General features: G+C 68.6%; 20 protein-coding genes and 2 rRNA genes. 6 read left to right on the top strand and 16 right to left on the bottom strand.

The genetic code is table 11. From position 1 onward, the window contains the following. Positions 1-84 precede the first annotated feature (84 nt). Positions 85-3,160 (bottom strand): 23S ribosomal RNA (locus Actob_RS11955). A gap of 375 nt (positions 3,161-3,535) precedes the next feature. Then, positions 3,536-5,050, bottom strand: a 16S ribosomal RNA gene (locus tag Actob_RS11950). Together the 16S and 23S rRNA genes form the textbook arrangement of a ribosomal RNA operon. A gap of 485 nt (positions 5,051-5,535) precedes the next feature. Here Actob_RS11950 and Actob_RS11945 point away from each other — a divergent pair. Then, positions 5,536-6,171: a hypothetical protein gene (locus Actob_RS11945; RefSeq protein ID WP_284920176.1), complete on the top strand. Its 636-nt coding sequence runs from the start codon at positions 5,536-5,538 to the stop codon at positions 6,169-6,171. A 1-nt stretch (position 6,172) separates the two neighbouring features. Here the strand turns inward: Actob_RS11945 and Actob_RS11940 are convergent, their stop codons facing one another. From Actob_RS11940 to Actob_RS11930, 3 genes are all read right to left on the bottom strand, one after another. Beyond that, positions 6,173-7,501, bottom strand: coding sequence for an LLM class flavin-dependent oxidoreductase (locus Actob_RS11940; protein ID WP_284920174.1), 1,329 nt, complete (start codon positions 7,499-7,501; stop codon positions 6,173-6,175). Further along, positions 7,491-8,372: a TauD/TfdA dioxygenase family protein gene (locus Actob_RS11935; RefSeq protein WP_284920173.1), complete on the bottom strand. Its 882-nt coding sequence runs from the start codon at positions 8,370-8,372 to the stop codon at positions 7,491-7,493. The genes Actob_RS11940 and Actob_RS11935 overlap by 11 nt, the downstream gene beginning before the upstream one ends. Before the next feature lie 204 nt (positions 8,373-8,576). Further along, positions 8,577-9,599 (bottom strand): sporulation protein, encoded by a 1,023-nt coding sequence (locus tag Actob_RS11930; RefSeq protein WP_284920171.1) that lies wholly within the window; start codon positions 9,597-9,599, stop codon positions 8,577-8,579. A 119-nt stretch (positions 9,600-9,718) separates the two neighbouring features. Here Actob_RS11930 and Actob_RS11925 point away from each other — a divergent pair, with 119 nt between their 5' ends. Continuing rightward, entirely contained in the window at positions 9,719-10,066 is a 348-nt protein-coding gene (locus tag Actob_RS11925) for a cupin domain-containing protein (protein ID WP_284920170.1), read from the top strand. A 24-nt stretch (positions 10,067-10,090) separates the two neighbouring features. Here Actob_RS11925 and Actob_RS11920 read toward each other — a convergent pair whose 3' ends face one another. Together Actob_RS11920 and Actob_RS11915 are read right to left on the bottom strand one after the other, a co-directional pair. Continuing rightward, the gene (locus Actob_RS11920) at positions 10,091-11,080 is read right to left on the bottom strand and encodes a malate dehydrogenase (RefSeq protein WP_284920169.1); all 990 of its coding nucleotides are present in this window, start codon (positions 11,078-11,080) and stop codon (positions 10,091-10,093) included. Positions 11,081-11,183: 103 nt separating this feature from the next. Then, positions 11,184-11,969, bottom strand: coding sequence for an SAM-dependent methyltransferase (locus Actob_RS11915; RefSeq protein WP_284920168.1), 786 nt, complete (start codon positions 11,967-11,969; stop codon positions 11,184-11,186). Between the two features lie 103 nt (positions 11,970-12,072). Here Actob_RS11915 and Actob_RS11910 point away from each other — a divergent pair, with 103 nt between their 5' ends. After that, positions 12,073-12,600, top strand: a complete 528-nt coding sequence (locus Actob_RS11910) for a hypothetical protein (RefSeq protein ID WP_284920166.1) — start codon at positions 12,073-12,075, stop codon at positions 12,598-12,600. Between the two features lie 144 nt (positions 12,601-12,744). On the opposite strand, the gene Actob_RS11905 is transcribed toward Actob_RS11910, so the two are convergent. Beyond that, positions 12,745-14,766 (bottom strand): glycoside hydrolase family 15 protein, encoded by a 2,022-nt coding sequence (locus Actob_RS11905; RefSeq protein ID WP_284920164.1) that lies wholly within the window; start codon positions 14,764-14,766, stop codon positions 12,745-12,747. Between the two features lie 36 nt (positions 14,767-14,802). After that, positions 14,803-17,112, bottom strand: coding sequence for a PAS domain-containing hybrid sensor histidine kinase/response regulator (locus tag Actob_RS11900; protein ID WP_284920162.1), 2,310 nt, complete (start codon positions 17,110-17,112; stop codon positions 14,803-14,805). A gap of 63 nt (positions 17,113-17,175) precedes the next feature. On the opposite strand from Actob_RS11900, the gene Actob_RS11895 reads away from it, so the two are divergent. After that, entirely contained in the window at positions 17,176-17,964 is a 789-nt protein-coding gene (locus tag Actob_RS11895; protein WP_284920161.1) for an SAM-dependent methyltransferase, read from the top strand. On the opposite strand, the gene Actob_RS11890 is transcribed toward Actob_RS11895, so the two are convergent. Continuing rightward, entirely contained in the window at positions 17,930-18,187 is a 258-nt protein-coding gene (locus Actob_RS11890) for a hypothetical protein (protein WP_284920159.1), read from the bottom strand. The genes Actob_RS11895 and Actob_RS11890 overlap by 35 nt on opposite strands. Positions 18,188-18,226: 39 nt before the next feature. Continuing rightward, positions 18,227-18,784 (bottom strand): hemerythrin domain-containing protein, encoded by a 558-nt coding sequence (locus Actob_RS11885; RefSeq protein ID WP_284920158.1) that lies wholly within the window; start codon positions 18,782-18,784, stop codon positions 18,227-18,229. Between the two features lie 112 nt (positions 18,785-18,896). Between Actob_RS11885 and Actob_RS11880 the strand changes: the two genes are divergently transcribed. Beyond that, positions 18,897-19,205 (top strand): DUF3817 domain-containing protein, encoded by a 309-nt coding sequence (locus Actob_RS11880; protein WP_284920157.1) that lies wholly within the window; start codon positions 18,897-18,899, stop codon positions 19,203-19,205. Between the two features lie 101 nt (positions 19,206-19,306). Here the strand turns inward: Actob_RS11880 and Actob_RS11875 are convergent, their stop codons facing one another. Genes Actob_RS11875 through Actob_RS11855 form a run of 5 tightly spaced genes read right to left on the bottom strand, consistent with a single transcriptional unit; the run spans position 19,307 to position 24,414 of the window. Then, entirely contained in the window at positions 19,307-20,272 is a 966-nt protein-coding gene (locus tag Actob_RS11875) for a cyclase family protein (RefSeq protein WP_284920156.1), read from the bottom strand. Next, a complete protein-coding gene (locus Actob_RS11870) occupies positions 20,269-21,405 on the bottom strand; it encodes an alpha/beta hydrolase family protein (protein ID WP_284920154.1) in 1,137 nt (378 codons plus the stop codon). Before Actob_RS11870 ends, Actob_RS11875 begins: the two co-directional genes overlap by 4 nt. Beyond that, complete coding sequence (locus tag Actob_RS11865) at positions 21,405-22,325, bottom strand: fumarylacetoacetate hydrolase family protein (protein WP_284920153.1); 921 nt, start codon at positions 22,323-22,325, stop codon at positions 21,405-21,407. Before Actob_RS11865 ends, Actob_RS11870 begins: the two co-directional genes overlap by 1 nt. 2 nt (positions 22,326-22,327) lie before the next feature. After that, positions 22,328-23,269, bottom strand: coding sequence for a VOC family protein (locus Actob_RS11860; RefSeq protein ID WP_284920152.1), 942 nt, complete (start codon positions 23,267-23,269; stop codon positions 22,328-22,330). 14 nt (positions 23,270-23,283) lie between these two features. Next, positions 23,284-24,414 carry an FAD-dependent monooxygenase gene (locus Actob_RS11855; RefSeq protein WP_284920151.1) on the bottom strand — a complete coding sequence of 377 codons (1,131 nt, stop codon included), beginning with the start codon at positions 24,412-24,414 and terminating at the stop codon, positions 23,284-23,286. 110 nt (positions 24,415-24,524) lie between these two features. Between Actob_RS11855 and Actob_RS11850 the strand changes: the two genes are divergently transcribed. After that, positions 24,525-25,463 carry a LysR family transcriptional regulator gene (locus Actob_RS11850; RefSeq protein ID WP_284920150.1) on the top strand — a complete coding sequence of 313 codons (939 nt, stop codon included), beginning with the start codon at positions 24,525-24,527 and terminating at the stop codon, positions 25,461-25,463. The last annotated feature ends 70 nt before the right edge of the window (positions 25,464-25,533 follow it).

The raw sequence follows: 25,533 nt of genomic DNA, 5'->3' as shown, positions 1-25,533 counted from the left end.
CAACCAGCAACCCGTAAACCATGTTCACGGGGTGGTTGTTCGTTTGCTGTGAATCACACAGTGGACGCAAGCAGAAAATTTAGGGTGGTTAAGCCCTCGGCCTATTAGTACCGGTCAACTCAACACGTTACCGTGCTTACATCTCCGGCCTATCAACCCAATAGTCTCTTGGGGGCCTTACCCACTCAAGGTGGTGGGATACCTCATCTCGAAGCGAGCTTCCCGCTTAGATGCTTTCAGCGGTTATCCCTTCCGAACGTAGCCAACCAGCCATGCTCCTGGCGGAACAACTGGCACACCAGAGGTTCGTCCGTCCCGGTCCTCTCGTACTAGGGACAGCCCTTCTCAAGTATCCAACGCGCACGGCGGATAGGGACCGAACTGTCTCACGACGTTCTAAACCCAGCTCGCGTACCGCTTTAATGGGCGAACAGCCCAACCCTTGGGACCTGCTACAGCCCCAGGATGCGACGAGCCGACATCGAGGTGCCAAACCATCCCGTCGATATGGACTCTTGGGGAAGATCAGCCTGTTATCCCCGGGGTACCTTTTATCCGTTGAGCGACACCGCTTCCACACGCAAGTGCCGGATCACTAGTCCCGACTTTCGTCCCTGCTCGACCCGTCAGTCTCACAGTCAAGCTCCCTTGTGCACTTACACTCAACACCTGATTGCCAACCAGGCTGAGGGAACCTTTGGGCGCCTCCGTTACCCTTTAGGAGGCAACCGCCCCAGTTAAACTACCCACCAGACACTGTCCCTCGACCCGATCAGGGCCGCAAGTTAGATACCCAAACCCAACAGAGTGGTATTTCAACAACGCCTCCACCCGAACTGGCGTCCGAGCTTCACCGGCTCCCACCTATCCTACACAATCGAATTCAGATACCAATGTCAAGCTATAGTAAAGGTCCCGGGGTCTTTCCGTCCTGCCGCGCGTAACGAGCATCTTTACTCGTACTGCAATTTCGCCGGGCCTGTGGTTGAGACAGTGGGGAAGTCGTTACGCCATTCGTGCAGGTCGGAACTTACCCGACAAGGAATTTCGCTACCTTAGGATGGTTATAGTTACCACCGCCGTTTACTGGCGCTTAAGTTCTCCGCTTCGCCCCAAAGAGCTAACAGGTCCCCTTAACGTTCCAGCACCGGGCAGGCGTCAGTCCATATACATCGTCTTACGACTTGGCATGGACCTGTGTTTTTAGTAAACAGTCGCTTCCCCCTGCTCTCTGCGGCCATACCACGCTCCACCCGCAAGGGGCTTCACGCGTCCGGCCCCCCTTCTCCCTAAGTTACGGGGGCAATTTGCCGAGTTCCTTAACCACAGTTCACCCGTCGCCTCGGTATTCTCTACCTGACCACCTGTGTCGGTTTAGGGTACGGGCCGCTCGAAACATCGCTAGAGGCTTTTCTCGGCAGCATAGGATCAATGACTTCACCAGAACGGCTCGGCATCACGTCTCAGCCTACATGCACCGCGGATTTGCCTACGGTACGGCCTACACGCTTACCCCGGCACAACCACCGGCCGGGATCATCTACCTTCCTGCGTCACCCCATCACTAAACTACTACCCACCAAGGTCCTAGTCTCCATGCCCTAGGTCCGAAGACCGCCGGCACTTCAAGTAGTTAGTACAGTGAGGTTCGTCTTGGGCGTTTCTTTGCGGGTACGGGAATATCAACCCGTTATCCATCGACTACGCCTCTCGGCCTCGCCTTAGGCCCCGACTCACCCAGGGCGGATTAGCCTGGCCCTGGAACCCTTGGTCATCCGGCGGAAGGGGTTCTCACCCTTCATTCGCTACTCATGCCTGCATTCTCACTCGTACAGCGTCCACGGCTGGATCACTCCGCCGCTTCACCCGCTGCACGACGCTCCCCTACCCATCCACGAACTAGTCGTGAATGCCACAGCTTCGGCGGTGTGCTTGAGCCCCGCTACATTGTCGGCGCGGAACCACTTGACCAGTGAGCTATTACGCACTCTTTAAAGGGTGGCTGCTTCTAAGCCAACCTCCTGGTTGTCCATGCGATCCCACATCCTTTTCCACTTAGCACACGCTTAGGGGCCTTAGCTGGCGATCTGGGCTGTTTCCCTCTCGACTACGAAGCTTATCCCCCGCAGTCTCACTGCCGCGCTCTCACTTACCGGCATTCGGAGTTTGGCTGATTTCAGTAAGCTTGTGGGCCCCCTAGACCATCCAGTGCTCTACCTCCGGCAAGAAACACACGACGCTGCACCTAAATGCATTTCGGGGAGAACCAGCTATCACGGAGTTTGATTGGCCTTTCACCCCTAACCACAGGTCATCCCCCAACTTTTCAACGTTGGTGGGTTCGGTCCTCCACGCAGTCTTACCCACGCTTCAACCTGCCCATGGCTAGATCACCCCGCTTCGGGTCTAGAACATGCGACTAAAAACGCCCTATTCAGACTCGCTTTCGCTACGGCTACCCCACACGGGTTAACCTCGCCACATGCCACTAACTCGCAGGCTCATTCTTCAAAAGGCACGCCATCACCCCGAAAGGCTCTGACGGATTGTAGGCGAACGGTTTCAGGTACTATTTCACTCCCCTCCCGGGGTACTTTTCACCATTCCCTCACGGTACTTGTCCGCTATCGGTCACCAGGAAGTATTCAGCCTTACCAGGTGGTCCTGGCAAATTCACAGCAGATTCTAGGAGTCCGCTGCTACTCGGGAACACTGCAAAGAGGCTTGGAATTTTCGTCTACCGGGCTCTCACCGTCTACGGCTGGCTTTCCCACACCATTCGACTAACACCAAACTTTGTAACTCTTCGAGGCCATGTCAGTAACCTCAAGCAGGTCCCACGACCCCCCACGTGCAACCCCTGACAGGTATCACACACGCAAGGTTTAGGCTAGATCCGCTTTCGCTCGCCACTACTCACGGAATCACGGTTGTTTTCTCTTCCTACGGGTACTGAGATGTTTCACTTCCCCGCGTTCCCCTCACATGCCCTATGAATTCAGGCATGGATGACACGACATGACTCGTGCCAGGTTTCCCCATTCGGACACCCTGGGATCACAGCTAGGTTGACAGCTCCCCCAGGCCTATCGCGGCCTCCCACGTCCTTCATCGGCTCCTGGTGCCAAGGCATCCACCGTTCGCCCTTGACAACTTAACCACAGAAAACAAGATGCTCGCGTCCACTGTGCAATTCTCAACCAACGACCAACCCACAACCCCAACAGCAGCTCACCAGCACCGCAATCCGCGGCCGGTATGGGCTGCCAGGTCATGCCTGGCATTGAAAAACAACCACCCCGACTCGCGGGGCTCACCGACCTCAGCCGGCATGGTTGTTCTTTCAGATACCCAACAGGGTGCTCATCGCTCTTACCAGCCGCATTCCGTGGGATTCCACGCTCCGAAGAGCTGTACTAACCACAAAACCGTTGCCGGTTAAAACTAGCCAGTGTCTCCGCCTGTGAGCTCCTCACCAACACATTCGGCTGGTGCAGGATTTCTGTCCATCTTTCGACGGAAGAATGCTCCTTAGAAAGGAGGTGATCCAGCCGCACCTTCCGGTACGGCTACCTTGTTACGACTTCGTCCCAATCGCCAGCCCCACCTTCGACGGCTCCCTCCCACAAGGGGTTAGGCCACCGGCTTCGGGTGTTGCCGACTTTCGTGACGTGACGGGCGGTGTGTACAAGGCCCGGGAACGTATTCACCGCAGCGTTGCTGATCTGCGATTACTAGCGACTCCGACTTCACGGGGTCGAGTTGCAGACCCCGATCCGAACTGAGACCGGCTTTTTGGGATTCGCTCCACCTTACGATTTCGCAGCCCTTTGTACCGGCCATTGTAGCATGCGTGAAGCCCTGGACATAAGGGGCATGATGACTTGACGTCATCCCCACCTTCCTCCGAGTTGACCCCGGCAGTCTCCCATGAGTCCCCAACTAAATGCTGGCAACATGGGACGAGGGTTGCGCTCGTTGCGGGACTTAACCCAACATCTCACGACACGAGCTGACGACAGCCATGCACCACCTGTGAACGGCCCCGAAGGACCCTACATCTCTGCAGGATTTCCGTACATGTCAAACCCAGGTAAGGTTCTTCGCGTTGCATCGAATTAATCCGCATGCTCCGCCGCTTGTGCGGGCCCCCGTCAATTCCTTTGAGTTTTAGCCTTGCGGCCGTACTCCCCAGGCGGGGCGCTTAATGCGTTAGCTGCGGCGCAGAGAACCGGAGAGGTCCCCCACACCTAGCGCCCAACGTTTACAGCGTGGACTACCAGGGTATCTAATCCTGTTCGCTCCCCACGCTTTCGCTCCTCAGCGTCAGTATCGGCCCAGAGACCCGCCTTCGCCACCGGTGTTCCTCCTGATATCTGCGCATTTCACCGCTACACCAGGAATTCCAGTCTCCCCTACCGAACTCTAGCCTGCCCGTATCGAATGCAAGCCCGAAGTTGAGCCTCGGGTTTTCACATTCGACGCGACAAGCCGCCTACGAGCTCTTTACGCCCAATAAATCCGGACAACGCTCGCGCCCTACGTCTTACCGCGGCTGCTGGCACGTAGTTGGCCGGCGCTTCTTCTGCAGGTACCGTCACTTGCGCTTCGTCCCTGCTGAAAGAGGTTTACAACCCGAAGGCCGTCATCCCTCACGCGGCGTCGCTGCATCAGGCTTCCGCCCATTGTGCAATATTCCCCACTGCTGCCTCCCGTAGGAGTCTGGGCCGTGTCTCAGTCCCAGTGTGGCCGGTCGCCCTCTCAGGCCGGCTACCCGTCGTCGCCTTGGTAGGCCATTACCCCACCAACAAGCTGATAGGCCGCGAGTCCATCCCAAACCGAAAAACTTTCCACCACGCTCCATGCGAAGCTAGGTCATATTCGGTATTAGCCCCCGTTTCCGAGGGTTATCCCAAAGTCTGGGGCAGGTTACTCACGTGTTACTCACCCGTTCGCCGCTCGAGTACCCCGAAGGGCCTTTCCGCTCGACTTGCATGTGTTAAGCACGCCGCCAGCGTTCGTCCTGAGCCAGGATCAAACTCTCCAACAAAATCTGTTGTAAAGCGCTCCTGGCAACAAAAATGTTGCCAAAGGAATCTCCCACCTGTCCGAAGACAGGCCGGGGTATTGCCATAATTGGCACTGGCTTTTCAAGCACCCTGTTGAGTTCTCAAAGAACAACCGCACACCATCGTCCGCGCCGCTTTCGCGGCCCGCCCTCCGGGGCACTCGCTCTACTTTACCCGCCATTCCCAGTTCGTCAAATCCGCGTTTCGCAACCCGAATTCAACCGACACCGAGAATTCGCACGACCGTAGACCGTGCGATCTTGGTAGGGTTTCCGTCAGGACGGCCGCTCCGAGCCCCTCGCGGGTCTCGCTCGCTCGCCCGTCTCCCTGGCGGCTCGGAAAACATTACTCCCCAGCCACCGCGACATCAAATCCCACGGCTGAGACGGCCGTCACACCACAATGTCCGGCTAAATCCTCAACTGGCGGACCGCGAGACGTGCGCGCACGGCGTATAACCAGCAGCATGCGCACTCAGGAGCTGGCGGACATGCTGCGGGAGGTGCCGGGCACCGAGGTGACCGCCGGCCCTGGTCTGGTCACTGTGCACATCCCCGCGATCGGAGACACCGTGCGGATCGCGTTCCGGGACGTGCTGGACGCCGACTGGGTGCACGTGCCGACCGGCGCTCCGGCGGTGCAGATCGACCTGAAGCGCAAGCGCCAGTCGCTGCCCCTGATCGTCACCGTTGACGACGTCGTGTTCACCCCGGCCTACGCGGACGACGTGATCGACCCGGCGGACGAGCTGCTGGTGCCGGCCATGCCCAGCCTGATCGGTTATTCGGAGATGCACCGGGATGTCCGGGCGCTGGGCAAGGCGATCGACGACCCGAAGATCGACCTGGCGCCGACGATGCTCGCCGCCACGCTGACCGCGCACCGCTGCTTCCTGGCCGGCGCCGTCCGGGTCGGGCTCTGGCCGGTGCGGGTGGCGGCCTGGTGGGAGTACACGTCGGCACGCTCGGCGGGACAGGTGCGGATGGCCCGCTTCCGCGACGATCCCCGGTGGGACGAGCTGATGGACGGCGTGCGGGAGGCGCGCAAGCACACGGACGAGGCCGCCGTCCGGCAACCGGGTCACCAGACGACGGCCCCCTGAGCTAGACCAGGACGTTGCGGTTGGCCGGGCGCGGCAGGCCGTAGTGCTCCCGCAGCGTCCGTCCGGTGTACTCGGTGCGGAAGAGACCACGCTCCTGGAGGATCGGCACCACCTGGTCGACGAAGGCGGTCAGGCCGGACGGCAGCACCGGCGGCATGATGTTGAAGCCGTCGGCCGCGCCGGACGTGAACCACCGCTCGATCGCGTCCGCGACCTGCGCCGGCGTCCCGGCGAAGGTGAGGTGCCCGCGGCCACCGCCGAGCCTGGCGATGATCTCCCGGACCGTCAGGTTCTCCCGGCGGCCGAGGTTGACCACCAGCGTGCGCCGGCTCTTGGCGCCCTCGATGGCGTCCTCGTCGGGCAGCGACGCCGGAAGCGGCGCGTCCAGGCGCAGTTCCCCGGCGTCGATACCGAGAAGGTCGGCCAGCTGGGGCAGCGCGAACTCGGGGCGGATCAGCCCGTTGAGCTCGGCCTCCTTCGCCCGCGCCTCGGCTTCCGACGCGCCGATGATCGGCACGATCCCCGGCAGGATCTTGATGTGCTCCGGGTCGCGGCCGTGTTCCACCGCGCGCCGTTTCAGGTCGTCGTAGAACTCCTGCGCGTCGGCGAGGGTCTGGTGTGCCGTGAACACGGCTTCCGCGTAGCGCGCCGCGAAGTCGCGCCCGTTCTCCGAGGAGCCGGCCTGCACCAGGACCGGGTGCCCCTGCGCGGACCGCGGTACGTTCAGCGCGCCCGCGACCTTGTAGAACCGCCCCTCGTGCGCCGGCGGGTAGATCTTGCCGTCGTCCCCCCAGACGCCGTTCTCCTTGTCGGCGAGCACCACGTCGTCGGCCCACGAGTCCCAGAGCTTGAGCGAGACGTCGACGAACTCGGCGGCACGCTCGTAACGCTCCTTGTGGGCGGGCAGCTCGTCGAGGTTGAAGTTGCGGGCCGCGTCCAGCCCGGCGGTGGTGACGATGTTCCAGCCGGCCCGGCCGCCGCTGATGATGTCCAGCGAGGCGAACCGGCGGGCCAGGTTGTACGGCTCGTTGTAGGTGGTCGAGGCGGTGGCGATCAGGCCGATCCGCGAGGTGGCGCCGGCCAGCGCGGTGAGCAGGACGGTCGGTTCGAGAACGCCGGAGGGGCGCCGCGCGACCTGGTTCCACAGCACCGGGCCGTCGGCCAGGAAGAGCGAGTCGAGTTTACCCCGCTCGGCGATCCGGGCGATGTTCTTGAAGTGCTCGACGTCGAGGTCGGCGTACGGGTCGCTCTCCGGCAGTCGCCAGGCTGCCTCGTGGTGCCCGACGCTCATCACGAAGGCGTTCAGGTGCAGCGTTCGCTCAACGGACATCGCTGAACTCGCCCTCGATGACGTAGCTCTTGACGCCGTCCACGCTCACCGGGACATCGCCGGCGACGGTGACGCGGTGCAGCTTGCGGGGCAGGTCGCCGTAGTCGTCGGCGGCGTAGTGCTGGGTGCTGCGGTTGTCCCAGACGACGAGGTCGCCGACCTGCCACTTGTGCCGCAGGGTGTTCTCCGGGCGGGTGACGTAGTGCTGGAGCAGGCGCAGGATGTCCCGCGACTCGGTCTTGGAGAGTCCGAGGATGCCGGTGACGAAGTTGCCGATGAACAGGTTGGGCCGGCCGGAGTCGGGGTTGACCCGGACCACCGGGTGCGCGGTCCGGTACCGGGTGGAGACGAAGACCTTGTGGTACTCCTCGACCTCGGCCGAGCGGAACTGCGGGTGCTCGGCGTAGTCGTACTCGTTGGAGTGTTCGGCCCAGGCCCGGTCGGCCAGCAGGCGCAGGTGCTCCGGCAGGTCGTCGTACGCGGCGGCGGTGTTGGCGAACAGGGTGTCGCCGCCGTAGGGCGGGACGACCAGGCTGCGCAGGGTGGTGGCCTTCGGCGGGGCGGCCACGAAGGTGACGTCGGTGTGCCAGGCGTTCGCCCGGGCGCCCTCGCCACCGGCCACCTCGAGCACGTTGGCCTGGCCGTCGACGGACGGGACGGTCGGGTGCGCCAGGGTCAGCTCGCCGAAGATCGAGGCGAAGCGCTGGTGCTGCTCGTCGTCGAGGTGCTGGCCGCGGAAGACCAGCACCTTGTGCTCGACCAGGGCGTCACGGATCTTCTCGGCCACGTCCGCGGCGATCGGATGCTTGAGGTCGACGCCGGTGACGGCGGCGCCGATCCGGCCGCCGATGCGCTGAATCTCGATGCTCACGGAGGAACCCTTTCCAGGACGAAGCGATGGATGCACCACGGAAGAAGAGGGGCGCGCTCACCAGGAACGTAAACGGCGGGTGAGGCCCCGTCAGCACCTTTGTGACCCAGAGCACATACATTTCCCATAGGGTGAGTGGGATTTACGGTGAAGAAAGGGCGGAAGCGCGTCGCGCACTCCCGCCCTCTTCAGAGAAACCGCAGGTCAGTCGTCTCCGCCGAAGTCCTCGAAGACCTCCTCGATCGCCTCGCCGACGAAGTAGCCGGCCGCCAGGCCACCGACCGCGCCCAGGGCGGCGCCGCCCAGGCCGCCGCCGTGGTGGCCGTGCCGGTAGTGCCCGTGGTGCGAGGGACCGTGGCCGTAGCCGTGCCCGTAACCGGGCGGCGGGGGCGGCGGGTAACCGGGCGCGCCGTAGGCGCCGTGACCGGGAGCGCCGTAACCCGGGCGGGACCGGTGCCGGTCGACCGCCTGGCGGACCCAGCCGTCGACGACCGACCGCCAGTCGGTGGTCTCCGCGTCGTGGTGCGAGACGGTGTACCGCCCGTAGGTGTCGTGGCCGCTGTGCAGCAGGCCACCGCGCTTGTCGAACTCCAGCACCACCTCGACCTGGTGCGGGCTGGTCACGAAGGTCAGCTCCACCTCGTTGACCGCGTGCGCGTACTGCGGGGCGGGCCAGTACTCGATCTCCTGGTAGAACGGGAGGGTCTGGTGGACGCCGTAGATCTGGCCGTACTCCAGGTCGGCGGACTTGAAGCGGAAGCCGAGCTGGCCGAAGGCGTCGAGGATCTTCTGCTGGATCGGCAGCGGGTGCACGTAGACCGGGTCGAGGTCACCCTTGTCCAGGGCCCGGGCGATGGACACCTCGGTGCGCACGCCCATCACCATGCCGCGCAGCTGCTGCCCGTACGCCGTGGTCACCGGGGTCTCCCACGGCATGTCGATGCGGAACGGGATGGACAGCTGCTGCCCCGGGTAGAGCCGGGTCGGGCCGGCCACGGTGAGCCGGTAGAAGTCGCCGGTGGTCGAGTAGTCACCGCCGCCGCCCTCCACCTCCATCCGGGTGACCAGGGCGAGCGTGATGTGCTCGATGTCCGCTTCCTGCGTGCCGCCGGTCAGGTTGACCTGACCGGTCAGTGGGGCTCCCGGATAGGTGCTCGGGTTGGCCAGCACGGTGTCGACGCTCGGGCCACCCACCCCCATGGCACCCAGCAACTTCTTGAAGACCACGATCTCTCCTGTGCTCAGCCGGTTTCCTGGGAAACCTAACAATGCCGTCTGAACGGAGCCTGGGAAAGCGCCCCCACCAGCCGATCTTGCCGCGAAGCGTACGACTATCGTGCAAGCTCATGGAGCCAGTAGCGGTCTACCGCCTCGCCGATGTCACCGTCGATCACGAGCCGAGTCACCCGGACGAGGTGGTCGCCGGGGAGCCGACCACCGGGGCGGTCACCGTCACCACCCTGGACGGGCTGGGGGTCGAGATCGGTGTCTGGGAGATGAGCACCGGCGCGGTCCGCGACGTGGAGGCGGAGGAGGCGTTCCTCGTCCTGTCCGGGCGCGCGACGATCGAGACCGGCGCGAGCAGCGTCACCGTCCAGCGGGGCGACGTGGTACGCCTGGCCGAGGGCACGAAGACCGTCTGGACCGTGACCGAGCCGCTGCGGAAGCTGTACATAACGGGCGGCCCTTCCTGAGCAGGGCCGCCCGCCGGAACTACCTCACTTGATCAGGCCGAGACCCTGGACCGCGGTCCGCTCCTCCTGCAGCTCGGCGACCGAGGCGTCGATCCGGGCGCGGGAGAACTCGCTGATCTCCAGACCCTGGACGATCTCCCACTTGCCGCCCTTGGAGACGACCGGGAACGACGAGATCAGGCCGGCCGGCACGCCGTAGGAGCCGTCGGAGACGATGGCGGCGGAGGTCCAGTCGCCCTCGGCGGTGCCGTTCACCCAGGTGTGCACGTGGTCGATCGCGGCCGAGGCGGCCGAGGCGGCCGAGGACGCGCCCCGGACCTCGATGATCTCGGCGCCGCGCTTGGCGACCCGCGGGATGAACTCGTCGGCGAGCCAGCCCTGGTCGACCAGGTCCTTGACCGGCCGGCCGGCGGCCTCGGCGTGGAAGACGTCCGGGTACTGGGTGGCGGAGTGGTTGCCCCAGATGGTGACCTTGCGCAGCTCGGCGACCGGGACCTGCAGCTTGGCCGCGAGCTGGGCGAGCGCGCGGTTGTGGTCGAGGCGGGTCATCGCGGTGAAGCGGTCGGCCGGGACGTCCGGCGCGTGCTGCTGGGCGATCAGCGCGTTGGTGTTCGCCGGGTTGCCGACGACCAGGACGCGCACGTCGGAGGCGGCACCCGCGTTGATCGCGGCGCCCTGCGGGCCGAAGATGCCACCGTTCGCCTCGAGCAGGTCGCCACGCTCCATGCCCTTGGTCCGCGGGCGGGCGCCGACCAGCAGCGCCACGTTGACGCCGTCGAAGGCCGCCTTCGGGTCGTCGAACACGTCGACGCCGGCGAGCAGCGGGAACGCGCAGTCGTCGAGCTCCATCGCGGTGCCCTGAGCGGCCTTGGTGGCGGCCGGGATCTCCAGCAGGCGCAGGCGGACCGGTACGTCCGCGCCGAGCAGGTGACCGGAGGCGATGCGGAACAGCAGCGCGTAGCCGATCTGGCCGGCTGCGCCCGTCACGGTGACGGTGACCGGTGTCTTAGTCATGAGTTTTGTCTCCCGAGGTTGAGGCATTTCGGCACCCGATCCGGACTCTATCCCTCGCGTTACGCGACGATGACGCGGATGCCGATGGATGTGACCTCACGCGTTACTTCCGGCCCACCGCCGCGTAGGTGGACACCTCGGCCGGTGCCGGCCGGTCCACCCGGTCCGGCCGCCACTCGCTCGCCGCGACCACACCCGGCTCGAGCAGCCGCAGACCGTCGAAGAAACAGGTGAAGGTGGCCCGGTCCCGTGGCCAGACGTCGGCCTCGCCGCCGTCCCGGCTGGACGCGTACCCCGCCGCGGTCTCGGCCGGCACGAAGTCGGTGGTGGCGTTGGTGGCGACCAGGTAGCTGCCCGGCACCACGGCGTCCAGCAGCCGCCGGACCACGGCACGGGCCTGCTCGTCGCCGGCGATGAAGTGCAGCACGTTGATCAGCAGGATGCCGACCGGCCGGGACAGGTCGATGGTCGCCCGCAGCTCGGCGGCCTCCAGGATCGTCTCCGGCCGCCGCAGGTCGGCGTCGACGTACGTGGTGACGCCGCCGATCATCAGCGCCCGGGCGTGCGTCAGGACCATCGGATCGTTGTCGACATAGACCACCTTGGCGTCCGGCGCGACCGCCTGGGCCACCTCGTGGGTGTTGTCCGGAGCGGGCAGGCCGGTGCCGATGTCGAGGAACTGCCGGATCCCGCCGTCGGCGGCCAGGTGCCGGACCGCGCGCTTGTGGAACGCCCGGCCCTCCCGGGCCACGGTCCAGATCCCGGGGTAGATCTTCGCGACCAGGTCGCCGGAGTCCCGGTCGACCTGGAAGTGGTCCTTGCCGCCGAGCCAGTAGTTCCAGCGGCGGGCCGGTGACACGGTGTGCGGATCCACCTGATCACTGTTCACCCGGCCATCCTAGCCACCCGGCACTTCCACTGTGGACATCGATGGTTTTCGGGTTCGGCCTCGCGGGCATATCCTGCTTCGGCGGACTACGGAAAGGTGCAGCGTGGCCATTCTGGCGCCGCCCTATCGGCCCTTCTCCCCCGGCTTCCCGCCGCTCGACCCGGCGCGCGGCGACGGCGGCGCGACCATCGCGGTCACCCTGCGATACGCGCCGCTCGCCTTCCTGCTCGGACTCTTCACCCCGATCCTGGAGATCGACGGGCGTAACGTGCCGGCCGGCTGGGGGCGGGTGACCACGCCCGTCGCGCTCGGCGAGCACCACGTGCACGTGCACATCCCCTATCTGCTGCCGTCCCGGCTGGGCGCCGCCGAGACCACGGTGCTCGCGCTGCCCGGCAAGACCGCCGAGCTGGAGTACCGCGCTCCCCTGCTGGCCTTCCTGCACGGCGCGCTCGGCCCGCCGCCGCAGAAGTATCCCGGCCTGGTGCTGACCGTGCTGCTGCTGATCGTCGCCGCGGTGCTGGCCGTCTGCGGCTGCGCCGGCCTGCTCAGCTCGGCCGCGCAGGACGACAGGCCCACGGCTGCGGCCCACTCCGGGCCGCCGGCACCCGATTTCCGGTACGCCCGGTAGCCCCGCCCGGCGACCGGAAACGCCGGCGGCACCCCGCGCCGGTGAGCCGACCCCACGACGGCGGCGGTCCACCTCCGCCGGCTGCCCGGTCGCCGGCCCTCGGCGCGATCCCGAGGGCCGGCCCGATATGGCGATGGACCGCGCCTAGGACGACGAGTAACGCTCGGCCACCACCGCCGGCTGCTCCACCACCCGGCCGGCGGCCAGGTCGGCGGCGAGCCGCAGGTACTGCGCGTGGGTCCAGGCCAGCGGCGTCGCCGAGGTGCTCGGCGTGCCCAGCGGCCGGTACGGCGGATACTGGTCCCACACCTGCTCGGGCAGCATCCGGCTGGGCCCGGCCGCGCTCGCCAGCACGGCCAGCTGGGTGCGGGCCGCGCGCGATGAGCCGCCGGCCAGCAGGTACTCGCCGCGCTCACCGTTGAGCAGCGGCCAGGCCCGGCCCCGGGTGATCAGCGAGTCGGCCGGCAGCGGGTAGTCCCATTGGCTGCCGTCGGCCTTCTCGCCGTACCCGTCGAACGAGGCCCGGTGCCAGAACGGCCCGGCGGCCAGCTGGTCGTCGACCACCCGCAGCGAGTTCGCGAAGACCGGGTCCGCGGCCGGCAGCACGCCGAGCCGGGCCAGCTCCAGGAAGCCGGGGTCGACCACCCGGCGCTGGTCGACCCCGGACGGCCCGCTGTCCCCGATGTCGTACGTGGTGCCCACGTCCGGCTTGCCGTCCTTGGTGAGCCGCAGGAAGTACGGCTTCGCCGAGTACGGCCCGGTGCTGGTCACCGTCCAGTTCTTCACCTCGGCCCGCCACCGGTCGGCCACCGCGAGGTAGCGGCCCGCCGCCGCGGCGTCCCCGTTGGCCCGGGCGATCGACGCGGCGCAGACCAGCCCGGCGATCTCCGCCGCGATGGTGGCCGGGGAGTACCCGGACTGGTTCTCCCACCGGTCCTGCGGGCTCCACGGCGCCCGGTTGCCGTCCTGCTCGAACCCGACCAGGAAGTCCGCCGCCCGCCGCACGTGCGCCCAGGTCGCCGCGTCGGTGCGGCCCAGCTGGTAGGCGAGCACGATGGGCAGCCCCACCTCGTCGAGCTGCAGACCGCCCCAGACCGGGGTGCCGTCGAGGCGCGAGTTCTGCGGGAACGAGCCGTCCGGCTTCTGCTGCGTGGTGAACAGGTAGTCCAGGGCCCGCTGCGCCCCGGCCCGGTCGCCGGCCGCCAGCAGCCCGGTCGCGATCTGGTAGAGGTCACGCGCCCAGACCAGGTGGTACGGCCCGGACGGGTCGTCCCGGCCGAACGCCCACGGCGCGGCCGGCGCCGCCACGTAGGCGCCCCGGTGCGTCTTGTCCTCGCTGGCCGCCAGGACCATCGCGGACACCTGCCAGAGCGTGCGGTCGGCGACCGCGGGCGGCCGGCGCAGCCCGGTCAGGTAGTGGTGCCAGCCGGCCGCGTAGGACCTGTCGGTCGCCGCGAAGCCGGTGCGCAGGCCGGCCCGCGCGCCGGTCAGGGCGGCACCGGTGGAGGCGCCGAAGCCGAGCGCCAGCGTGCTGTGCCGGCCGCGGAGCTGCCCGGTCTGCACCAGATCGTCGGAGCCGTCGTCGCTGGACGTGCTCACGAACCCGGGCTGGGCGACGAAGGCGCTGGCCACGTCGCCGTCGACGGCCAGCAGCGCGTCGCCCTCGGTGCGGCCGCTGTCACCGCCCCGGCTGTTGCCGAGCGCCGGGTCGTAGACCGCCGTGAGCCGGTAGCCCTTCGGGGCGCGGAACTCCACGTCGACCAGGACCGTCGGCCGGTGCGGGTCGGTCGCGTACCGGAGAAGGACCTGCCACCGGCCGGCCGGCCCGGACAACCGCTGCGCGAAGCGCAGGCTGCGCGGATCGGTCAGCGAGGTGGTGGCGGAGGCGGCCCGGGTCGCCCGGCCGTCCGGGCCGGTGACCACGAAGTCCAGCGCCCGTGTGCTCGGCGACCCGAGGTCGGGATAGAAGATCTCGCCGAGGCCACCGGTGCGCTGCACCGTCGCCCACACCTTGCTGGCGGTGCCGGCCGCGGTGACCAGGCCGGTCTTGTCGCCGGGCGGATACTGCCCGGGCACGCCGGGCGCTTCGCTTCCGGCGGCGGGGGTGAGCTGTGGTAACGCGAGGAGGGCCGCGACCAGGCCGTGGCCGATTTTCCGGTACGCCATGCGCCCGCCCTTACCCTCATGAGCGTCGATGAACCGTCAGGGTTTCGCTTGCAGCTCATCGTGCAAAGCGCGCATCAGCTCGGCGCTGGTGAACGGCTTCTCCAGCAGGTGCACGTCGGCCGCCAGGGTGCCGTGGTTGGTCAGCACCGGCTGGGCATAACCGGACATGAACAGCACCTTGGTCCGCGGGTAGCGGGAGGTGATCGCGTCCGCCAGGTCCTTGCCCAGCATGCCCGGCATGATCACGTCGGTGAGCAGCACGTCGACGTCGTTCGCGGCGGCCAGCCGCAACGCCTCCTCGCCCCCGCCGGCGGCCAGCACGGTGTACCCGCCGCGCCGCAGGATCCGGCAGGTCACCTCGCGCAGCGCGTCCTCGTCCTCGGCCACCAGCACCGTCGCCCCGTGCCCGGTGAGCCCCGCCGCCGACTCCTCCGCGGTGATCTCCTGCGCCCGCACGTCGGTGACCGGCAGCAGGATGGTGAACGTGGTCCCGAGCCCCGGCTCGGAGTAGATCTGCACGGTCCCGCCGGCCTGCGTGATGATCCCGTAGACGGTGGCCAGCCCGAGGCCGGTGCCCTGGCCGCTCGGCTTGGTGGTGAAGAACGGTTCGAACGCCTTGTCGATCACCTCCTTGGGCATCCCGGTGCCGGTGTCGGAGACCCGCAGCCGCAGGTAGCGGCCGGGGCTCAGGCCGGCCCGGGCGGCCGAGTGCTCCTCGTCGACCCGGACCTCCGCGGTGTCGATGGTGAGCTGGCCACCGGTCGGCATCGCGTCCCGCGCGTTGACCGCCAGGTTCACCAGCACCTGCTCCAGCTGTCCCGGGTCGGCCATCACGGCGGGCAGCGGGTCGGCGGTGCGTACCGTGAGGGTGATGTGCTCGCCGAGCGAGCGTTCCAGCATCTGGTGCACCTCGGTGACCACCACGTTGACGTCCAGCGGCCGTGGCCGGATCACCTCCCGCCGGGCGAAGGCAAGCAGCTGGTGGGTGAGGTCGCTGCCGCGCCGGGCGGCCCGGGCGATCTGCTCGGCGTCGGCGGCCGGCGCGCTGCCGGCCGCGTCCTCGATGATGAACGCCGCGTAGTTGAGGATCACCGCGAGCAGGTTGTTGAAGTCGTGCGCGATGCCGCCGGCCAGCTGCCCCAGGCTCTCCAGGCGCTGGGTCTGCTGCATCCGCGCCTCGAGTTTCTGCCGGTCGGTCTCCTCGCGCAGCCGGCGCCGCTCGGCCTCGGCGGCCAGCCGGTCGGCGATGTCCCGGACCGCTGCCACGATGACCACGCCGGTCTCGGTGTGCAGCGCGCTGCACGCGATGTCGACGGGGAGTTCGGCGCCGTCGCTGCGGATCGCCCGCCGCTTGGTCCAGCGCTGCTCGCCGACGTCGGCGCGCTCGGTGTCCAGGGGTGTGGAGTCGCCGCCGGTGCGCAGCACCGCGGAGACCGGCGGCAGCCCGTCCGGCAGCAGCCGGGACACCGCGGTCTGGATCAGGTCGTGCCGGGGATGCCCGAAAAGCCGCTCCGCCTCGGCGTTGACCAGCACCACCGAGCCGGCCTCGTCGACGCCGAGCAGCGCGTCCGGTGCGGCGTCCAGGATCGCCTGCACCCGGGCCTCGCTGCGTTCCCGCTCGGTGATGTCCCGGCTCGTGGTGGTGGTGCCGAACAGCATGCCGCGCTCGTCGACCAGCGGGGAGATCAGCGTGTTCACCACGATGACCTGGCCGCCGGCGGTGAGCCGGGCGGCCCGGTAGCGGTCCACCCGGCCACCGAGCCGGATCAGCGTGCGGATCTGCTCCTCGTCGGCCCGCCGGTCGGCCGGGATGATCTTGTCGACCGACTGGCCGACCATGTCGGCGGCGCTGAAGCCGTAGAGCAGCTCGGCGCCGTGGTTCCAGGACAGCACCCGGCCGCTCAGGTCGGTGGTGACTATCGCGTCGTGCGAGGACTGGACCACTGACGCGAGGAGGGCCCGGGTGCGGGCCGCCTCGCGCTGCGCGGTGTCGTCGCGCAGGACCGAGGTGACGTACGTCTGCCCGTCCTGCGCCTGCACCGCGGAGAGCGAGATCTCCACGGCGAAGACCGTCCCGTCCCGGCGCAGCCCGCGCAGCGGCAACCGGCGCAGCGGCGGGTGCTCGCCGGAGAGGTACTGGGCGCGGTGGCCGGGATGCCTGTCGCGGACCTCCGCGGGCACCAGGTCGTCGACGGCGCGTCCGATCAGGTCGCCGGGCGGATAACCGAACATCTCGTGGGCCCGCCGGTTGGCCATCGTGACGGTGCCGTCCGAGTGACTGACGATGACCGCGTCCGGGGCGGTTTCGATCAAGAGCCCGGGCAGCGTGTCGCGTGACTCGACCACGAACCTCCACCCCCAAACTACGATGGTCACATATTTCCGTTTTCGGCGGGTAAAAAGCGCACTATGGGAATCGATCCGAACAAGCCCAGCGCGGCGCGTATCTACGACGCCTTCCTCGGCGGCAAGCACAACTTCGCCGCCGACCGGGTGGTGGCCGGCCGGGCCGTCGAACTGGTGCCCGGCCTGCCGGAGATCGTGCGGGCCAACCGGGCGTTCCTGCGCCGCTCGGTCCGTTACGCGCTGGCCCGCGGCGTCGATCAGTTCCTCGACCTGGGCTCCGGCATCCCCACCGAGGGCAACGTGCACGAGGTGGCCCAGGAGATCGACCCGGCCGCCCGGATCGCCTACGTCGACATCGACCCGACCGCGGTGCTCTACGCGCAGGACCTGCTCGCGGCGAATCCGCACGCCGTGGTGATCCGCGCTGACCTGCAGGAACCCGAGTCGGTGCTGGGCGGGCACGCGCTCCGGGACCTGCTGGACCTGTCCCGGCCGATCGCCGTGCTGATGGTCGCGGTGCTGCACTTCACCCCGGACAGTCCCCGGCTGGCCGCCGCGCTGCGCGGGTACCGGGCGGCGGTCGCGCCGGGCAGCCTGCTGGCGATCTCGCACGCCACCAGCAGCGGCGCCGACCCGGCCGCCGTGGACCGGGTCGCCGACCTCTACAACCGCACCGGGACGCCGCTGGTGCTGCGCGACCGGGACCAGGTCGCGGCGCTCTTCGACGGCTGGGACCTGGTGGAGCCGGGCGTGGTCTACAGCCCGCAGTGGCATCCGGACCCGGCGGACGCGGCGGTCCACGACCCGGCCGGGTTCCTCACCCTGGCCGGCGTCGGGCTCGCCCGGGACTGAGGTCGCTGTCGGCCGGGCGGTCCCCGCCGTCGCACTCGTCCTCGGGCTCCAGCTCCATCAGGTCGAACAGGTCCGGGCCGCGGTGGCCGGTGTCCACCGTGCCACCGATCAGGCCGAGTGCGGCGGCGCAGTTGCGGCCGTACCCCTGCACCATCCGGTCCACCCGGGTCGGGTGACCGCAGCGGCGGCACGGCCGCATCCGCGCCGGAGTCAGGTCAGACACCCCACCAGTATCGGTGGACCGGCGGCGGCACGCAGGCCGTCACCCCTCGCTGACCGCCTTCGCGAGTTCATCCTTGGTCATCCTGGAGCGGCCGGCGATGTCCTGCTCCTTGGCCTTCTCGTAGAGCTCCTTGCGGGTCTCCTCGTGGGCGGCGTGCGCCTCGTGCGGGAGCGCGCCGGTGGTGGCCTCGACGAACCGGCGGCCCATCTCCTCGCGCTCGGCGTCGCTGAGCTTGTCGGCGAGGACCGGCAGCAGGTCCTGCTCCTCCTCCTCGACGTGGTGGCGCAGCTCCCCGGTGATCGCCGCGAGGGTGCCGTCCCAGCCGGGGTCGTCCGGGCTGCCCTTCAGCAGGTTCTGCAGCATCTCCTCGATCTGGTGGTGCTCCTCGACCCCGTCGCGCACCTCGTCGCCGGTCTCCGCGGCCTTGGCGCGGATGGCGGGGTAGACGAAGTCCTCCTCCGCCTCGGAGTGCGGAAGCAGCATCCGGGCCACCTCCTGCAACAGCGCCAGCTGGTCGTTCTCCGACGACGCGGCCTGCTCCAGCAGCTGGTCCACCTTCTGGTGCTGCTCCTTGATGATCTCCACGATGTCCGGCACGGGACCTCCTCGATAGTCGCTACTGCGAGCCGGAGATACCCCGTCTGCCAGGAAACACTCAACTTCGGCGGGATAGCGTCCGACATCTTGATCTTCGAGGAAGGGGTGGCGGGTGCGAGCGTTCCGGGCGTTCCGCGTGACAGCTGTCGCCGAGGCGTTCTCCTGGACCGGGCTGCTGGTCGGGATGTACCTCAAACACGTGTCACACACCACTGACGCGGGTGTGTGGCTGTTCGGCCGGATCCACGGCGCGCTGTTCGTGGCGTACCTGGCCACCGCCCTGTGGGCGGCCCGCGCCGAGCGCTGGTCGCTCTGGCGCACCGGCTTCGCCCTGGCCGCCTCGATCCCGCCGCTCACCACGCTGATCTTCGAGCGCTGGGTGACCAGGCGCCGCCCGGCCGGGGAGCCGGTGCCCGCCTGACCCCGGCCCTCGGGATCCGGCGCGCCGGCCGGTGACGACCGCGCCCGACAGGTTGATCTCCGAGCGCGCCCGGGGAGGGGGCCGGGCGGCCCCTCCCCGGGCTACTTCACCGCTATCGGATTGACCGGGCTGCCGACCGCGCCGGTGATCGGCAACGGCGCGGCGGTCAGCCAGAACTCGTAGACGCCGTCCGCGGCGCAGTCCGCGGCGAGCGCGTCCGGGTCCCACATCTCGCCCAGGAACAGCCCGATGTGCGGGATCGCCACCTGGTGCAGCGGCTGGAACGCGTCGTCGAACTCGTTCGGCCGGACCTCGAAGCCCCAGGTGTCGGTGGCGATCGCGGCGATCTCCGTGCGGTGCAGCCAGTCGGCGGTGGTGAACGACAGCCCCGGGGCCGCCCCGCCGGCGTAGTCGCCCCACCCGTCCCGGCGTACCCGGGACAACTGCCCGGTGCGTACCAGCACGATGTCGCCCGGACCGACAGCCGACGTCGCGCCCTGCGCGGCGATCGTCGCCACCAGGTGTTCCTCGGTGATGGCGAAGCCATCGGGCAGTTCGCCGCCGCTGCCGAGCGCCCGCCCGACGTCGAGCAGCACACCGCGCCCGGCGATCACCGAGGCGACCGTCTCGATGCCGGTGACGCCGTCGCCGAGGCTGGTCACCACCTTGTCCGCCGGGCGGCCGTTCCAGGCTCGGCCGTGGTCGAAGATGTGGCCGAGCCCGTCCCACTGGGTGGAGCACTGCAGCGGCATGGCGATCACGTCGTCGGCACCGCCGATGCCGTGCGGGAAGCCCTGCACCCCGGCGACCGCGTCGGTACCGGTGTCCAGCATGGTGTGCACCGGGTTGGTGCGCCGCCGCCAGCCCTTCTGCGGCCCGTTCGCGTCGAAGGACTGCGCGAGCGAGAAGGAGACACCGCGGCGCACCAGGCTCGCCGCGTGCGCACGGCGCGCCTCGGTCAAGAAGTTCATGGTTCCCCGTACGTCGCCGGCACCCCAGCGTCCCCAGTTGGAGCACCTGCGCGCGGCCGCGGCGATCGCACCCTCGGGGTCGGTACGGTCGATCATCCGAGCACGTCCACGATCCAGTCGGCGATGTACGTCTGCACGTGCGCGAAGTGGTCGAGCCCGATGTGCTCGGCGCCGCCCTCCGCCCGCGTGAAGATCCGCAGGTCCCGCCGCGGCGCGTTGACCGCCTGCTGGTAGGAGCGGTGGGCGTACTCGAGAGGGATCTGCCTGTCGTTCTCGCCGTGCACGATCAGGAACGGCACGGTGATCTTCTCCACCACGCCGTCGAGGTGCACCCGGGCGGCCTTCGCCATGAAGGTGTCCAGGTCGGTCTCGCCCCACACCCAGAGCACGTGGTCCCAGTAGTGCGGGACCGGGTTCTCGCCCTCCCGGTCGAGCCGGCGCTTCTGCACGGCACCCCAGTCGTGGTTGGCGCCCCAGGCCACGCAGAGCGCGAGCCGCTTCTCGAACGCCGCGGCGCGCGGCGCGTAGTAGCCGCCGAGCGACCAGCCGACCAGGCCGATCTTGCCGGTCACCACGTCGTCCCGGGTGAGCAGGTAGTCGACGCAGGCGGTGGCCCAGTCCTCGCTCTCCACCCGGCTGGTCAGGCCGAGCAGCCGCAGCGCCTCGCCGCTGCCCGGTGTGTCGACCATCAGTGTGGAGATGCCGCGGGCGGCCATCTCCCGCGGGAACCCGGAGGCGTACATGTGCTCCTTGGTCGAGTCCAGCCCGTTGAACATGATGATCACCGGTGCTTTCGCCGAGGCCCTGGTGAAGTACGCGGGCAGCATCGCCCCCTCGAACGGGATCGCCACCCGGGTGGTCGCCGGGTCGATCAGGTCGAACGCCTTCTGCTGCAGTTCCAGGCAGCGGCGGTAGAAGACGTCGCGGTCCGGCTTCTTGGCGCTCTGCATCCGCTCGGCCTGCGCCAGGTAGTTGGTGGCGCGCAGGTACTTCTGCCCCGCGGTGCGCCGGTGCCCGGCCGCCTCGTCGGCGGCCGCCTGGGTGGCCAGGTCCTCGGCGACGGCGGCCCAGGACGCCATGAACTCCCTGGTGCCGACGTCGGCGCCGTGTGCGCCCAGCTCGCGGATCGGGCGGCAGGCACGGTCGACCTCGTCGATCAGGCCCCCGCTGTTCAGGGTGGCGACCACGCCCAGGTTCCAGACGTAGTTGCCGGGGAAGTACTCGAACATCAGTCTTGCCTTTCGCTTCGCGCTCTCGCCTGGTCACGGCGGCGGACCGGCGGCAGCGCCGCGCCGGTGGAGGAGGAAACAATCCGATTTGTCAGGGTGCCGATGCCCTCGACGGTCAACGTCACCTCGTCGCCGTCCCGCAGCGGCGGCGGTTCCTGGGTCCCGTTGCGGCCCCACAGCTCGGCCAGGCAGCCGCCGTTGCCCACGGTCCCCGACCCGAGCACGTCACCGGCCCGCACGACGCTGTCCCGGCCGGCGTAGGCGACCATCGCCGGGAACGTCCAGCCCATGTTGCTGAGCAGGTCACGCCCGATCTCGACGCCGTTGACCGCGGCAACACACCAGAGATCGAGAAAACCGTCTTTTTCGTACGGCGCCAGCTCGTCCGCCGTGACGATCCACGGACCCAGGCTGCTCGCGAAGTCCTTGCCCTTGGCCGGTCCGAGGCCGATCCTCATCTCCCGGCTCTGCAGGTCACGTGCCGAGAAGTCGTTGAGGATCGTGTAGCCGAAGATCGTCTGGCCGGGCCCGGCGATGGCGGCGACCTCCAGTTCGAAGTCGCGGGCCGCCGACGCGGCCGGGAACGGGATCTCGTCGCCCGGCCCGTAGATCGTGTGCGGGTTGGTGAAGTAGAACGTCGGCGCGTCGTACCAGGCCTCGGGCACCCCGGCCGCGCCGTCCACGCTGCGCCGGACCCCCTCGACGTGCTCCTCGAACGTGACGAAGTCGCGCACCGAGCGGGGCTTCAGCGGGGCCAGCAGGCGTACGTCGGCCAGCGGGACACCGGCCTCGGCGACCTCCGGACGGCCGTTCTCGATCACCTGCACGACGTCGCGGCCGTCGAGGAACGGGAACACCGTCCCGTCCCGGACGACACCCGACCTCTCCACGCCGGCGTGGCGGTAGGTAACGATCCGCATGCTCAGACCGGCGGCGCGACGAAGATGCCGCGGTCCACGTCGTTGAACGACTGCTTCGCGACGAACTCGGTCATCGGGTTCGCCGTACCCCACTGGTCGCTGACCGCCGGGTCGGAGAAGTCGTACAGGTGCGGGTGCCAGGTGTCCTCGTCGAGCTCCTCCAGCTCGGTGGTGTACTCGACGGTGTTCCCGTGCGGGTCGAGGAAGTAGCTGAAGGTGTTGTTGCCGGCCATGTGCCGGCCCGGCCCCCACACCTTCTCGACGCCGCCGCGCAGCAGCCGGCCGGTGCCGCGCATGTACTCGTCGATGCCGCGCATCTCGAACGACGCGTGGTGCAGCGAGACGTGCGGGCCGCGGGCGACGGCCAGGCTGTGGTGCCACTTGTTGGTGCGCAGGAACCACATCATCGAGCCCATCCGCGGGTGCGTCAGGGTGTCCGAGAGCGCGAAGTTGAGGTGCTCGTCGTAGAAGGCGACGGTCGCCTCCGGGTTCGGCGAGTTGATCACCACGTGCGAGAGCTTGACCGGGACCGATTCACCCTCTTCGAGCTTGCGATGCCGGCGGACCTCGACATCACAGGACACTTCGACGGTACGACCGTCCAGGTCGAAGAAGCGGAAGCCGTACCCGCCGCCCGGGGTCCGCAGCGTGTCCGGCTCGGTGACCAGCGTGACCCCGGCCCGGCCGAGCCGTTCGGCGAGCGCGTTCACGTCGGCCCGGCCGGCCGCGCCGAAGGCGATCAGGTCGAGCCGCTTCTCGGCGGCCTTGCGCAGCCGCACCGAGTACTGCTCCGGCGAGCCGGCCGCGGCCAGGAACGCGATCCCCTCGTCGGTGGTCTCCGCGTCCAGTCCCCACATGGTGGTGTAGAACTCGAGCTGCTTGTCGTAGTCGGGCACGGCCAGGTCCACGTGCCGCAGGTGGGTGATCAGTCGTTCGTCGGTCATGTCCTTCTCCGGAATCAGGCGGGCTCGGCTACCAGGTGCGAGATCCGGGCCATCAGGCCCGGGACGTCGCCGCGCTCGTGGGCGAGCAGCCAGCGGCACAGTTGCAGGGAGGCCTCGACGACCTCCTTGGCGCGCGGCAGGCGCCGCGCGGTGAACTCGGTCCACAGGTCCTCGGCCGGCGCCGAGTGCCGGAGCAGCAGCTCGGCCAGCACCGACGCGTCCTCGAGGGCCTGCGCGGCGCCCTGCGCCAGGGTGGGCGGGCAGCTGTGCGCGGCGTCGCCGATCACCACCACCCGGCCCCGGTGCCACGGCCCCTCCAGCACGTGGCTCTCGAACGCCGTGTAGTTGACCCGGCTCGGGTCGGTCAGCGTCGCGCGGATCTCGTCCCACGGGCCGTGGTAGGCCTGGGACAGCTCCCGCATCGTCGCGAGCGCCTCGCCGGGGCCCAGGCGGAACCGGTCCTGCACGGCCTCGACCAGGTAGGCGTAGATGCTGTCCGGTCCGGTCGGGCAGTACCCGGCGATGTAGGCGGGACCGCCGTAGAACAGGTCGGTCCGGGTGACCGACGCCGGGCGGGCGGTGAACGTGCGCCAGATCCCCATCCCGACCGGCTGCGGCTCGGCGTCGATGCCGACCGCGCGACGGGTCCAGGAACGCAGGCCGTCGGCGCCGACGACCAGGTCGTACCGGTCAGTCCTGTGGTGATCGAAAGTCACCGTGACGGCGTCGCCGTCCTGGTCCAGCGCGGTCGGGCGGGTACCGAACCGGACCCGCGCCCCGGCCTCCCCGGCCCGCTCGAGCAGGATCTTCGCGAGGGCCGGCCGGTACATGCCGAGCGTGGCCGGCAGGTCGGGTCCGCCGGTGCGGATGTCGGTGAGTTCGGCGATCAGCGTGCCGGCCGGGTCCGGGGCACGCAGCCCGAGGGTGTCGAACGCGTAGCCCTCGGCCCGGACCCGGTCCCAGACGCCCAGCCGGCGCAGGACGCGCAGCGCGTTGCCCTGCAGGGTGATCCCGGAGCCGAGGGCGGAGACGTCGGGCTTGAGGTCGACCAGGTCGACGGCGACACCGCCCTCCGCTAGCAGGATCGCCGCGGCGGCGCCGGCCGCGCCGCCACCGACGACCAGAACGTTACGAACTGCTGGCACGGCGGTTTCCCTCCCGTTTCGTGTGACTGGGACCACTGTCGCGTGAGCCGGGGTTATTACGGAAGCTCGACTTGGTGATGTCGGTCATCGCCCTGGCTTATAGTTGCGCCATGGCTGTCGACCGGGTGCTGGCCAATCTCGATCTCAATCTGCTGGTGACGCTCGACGCCCTGCTGCGCGAGCGGAACGTGACCCGCACGGCCGAGCATCTGGGGGTCAGCCAGCCGGCGGTCAGCGGCGCCCTGGCCCGGCTGCGCCGGCACTTCGGCGACCCGCTGCTCACCCGGGCCGGCAACCGTTACGAGCTGACCCCCCTCGCGGCGCGGGTCGCGGTGCTCACCGGTCCCGCGCTGGCCGGGGTGCGACGGGTCTTCGACGCGACGGCCGAGTTCGACCCGTCCCGGCTGGACCGCGAGTTCACCCTGGTGATCTCCGACTACGCGGCGACGATCCTCGGACCGCTGGTGACCCGGGAGATCGCCCGGCTCGCGCCCGGCGTCCGGTTGCGGCTGGAGCAGACCACGCCGTACGCCGTGGACCACGCCGAGGCGACCCTGCGCGCCGCCGACGGCCTGATCGTGCCGCACGGCTTCGTCACCGATCTGCCCTATCTGGACCTCTTCGAGGACCGCTGGGTGTGCATCGTGTCCGACGACCACCCCGAGGTGGGCGACGCCCTGACGCTGGAGCACCTCGCGGACCTGCCCTGGGTGATGTATGTGGACCGGCCGACGGCGTTCGCCCCGGCCGCCCGCCAGCTGCGGATGCTGGGCATCGAGGCGCGGGTGGACGCCGCGGTGGACGGTTTCGTGCAGATGCCGTTCCTGGTGGCGGGGACCCGGCGGGTCGCCCTGATCCAGGAGCGGCTGGCCCGGCTGCTGGCCCCGGTGGCCGGGGTGCGCGTGTTCGACTGCCCGTTCGAGGTGGTCCCGGTCGCCGAGGCGTTCTGGTGGAACCCGATGTACCGCACCGATCCCGCGCACACCTGGTTCCGGGACCTGATCGTGAACGCCGCCGCGTCACTTCGCCGCCGGCCGGCCGCTCAGTGACAAGCGCCGTCCCGGCACACCATCAGCGGGACCGATACCGGGCATCAGCGGAACCGGGCTTCCGTGATGG

Origin of the sequence: Actinoplanes oblitus (assembly GCF_030252345.1) — a bacterium.
GTDB lineage: Bacteria > Actinomycetota > Actinomycetes > Mycobacteriales > Micromonosporaceae > Actinoplanes > Actinoplanes oblitus.
Note: the sequence above shows the minus strand (reverse complement) of the source record. Positions and strands in the feature narration are given on the sequence as shown.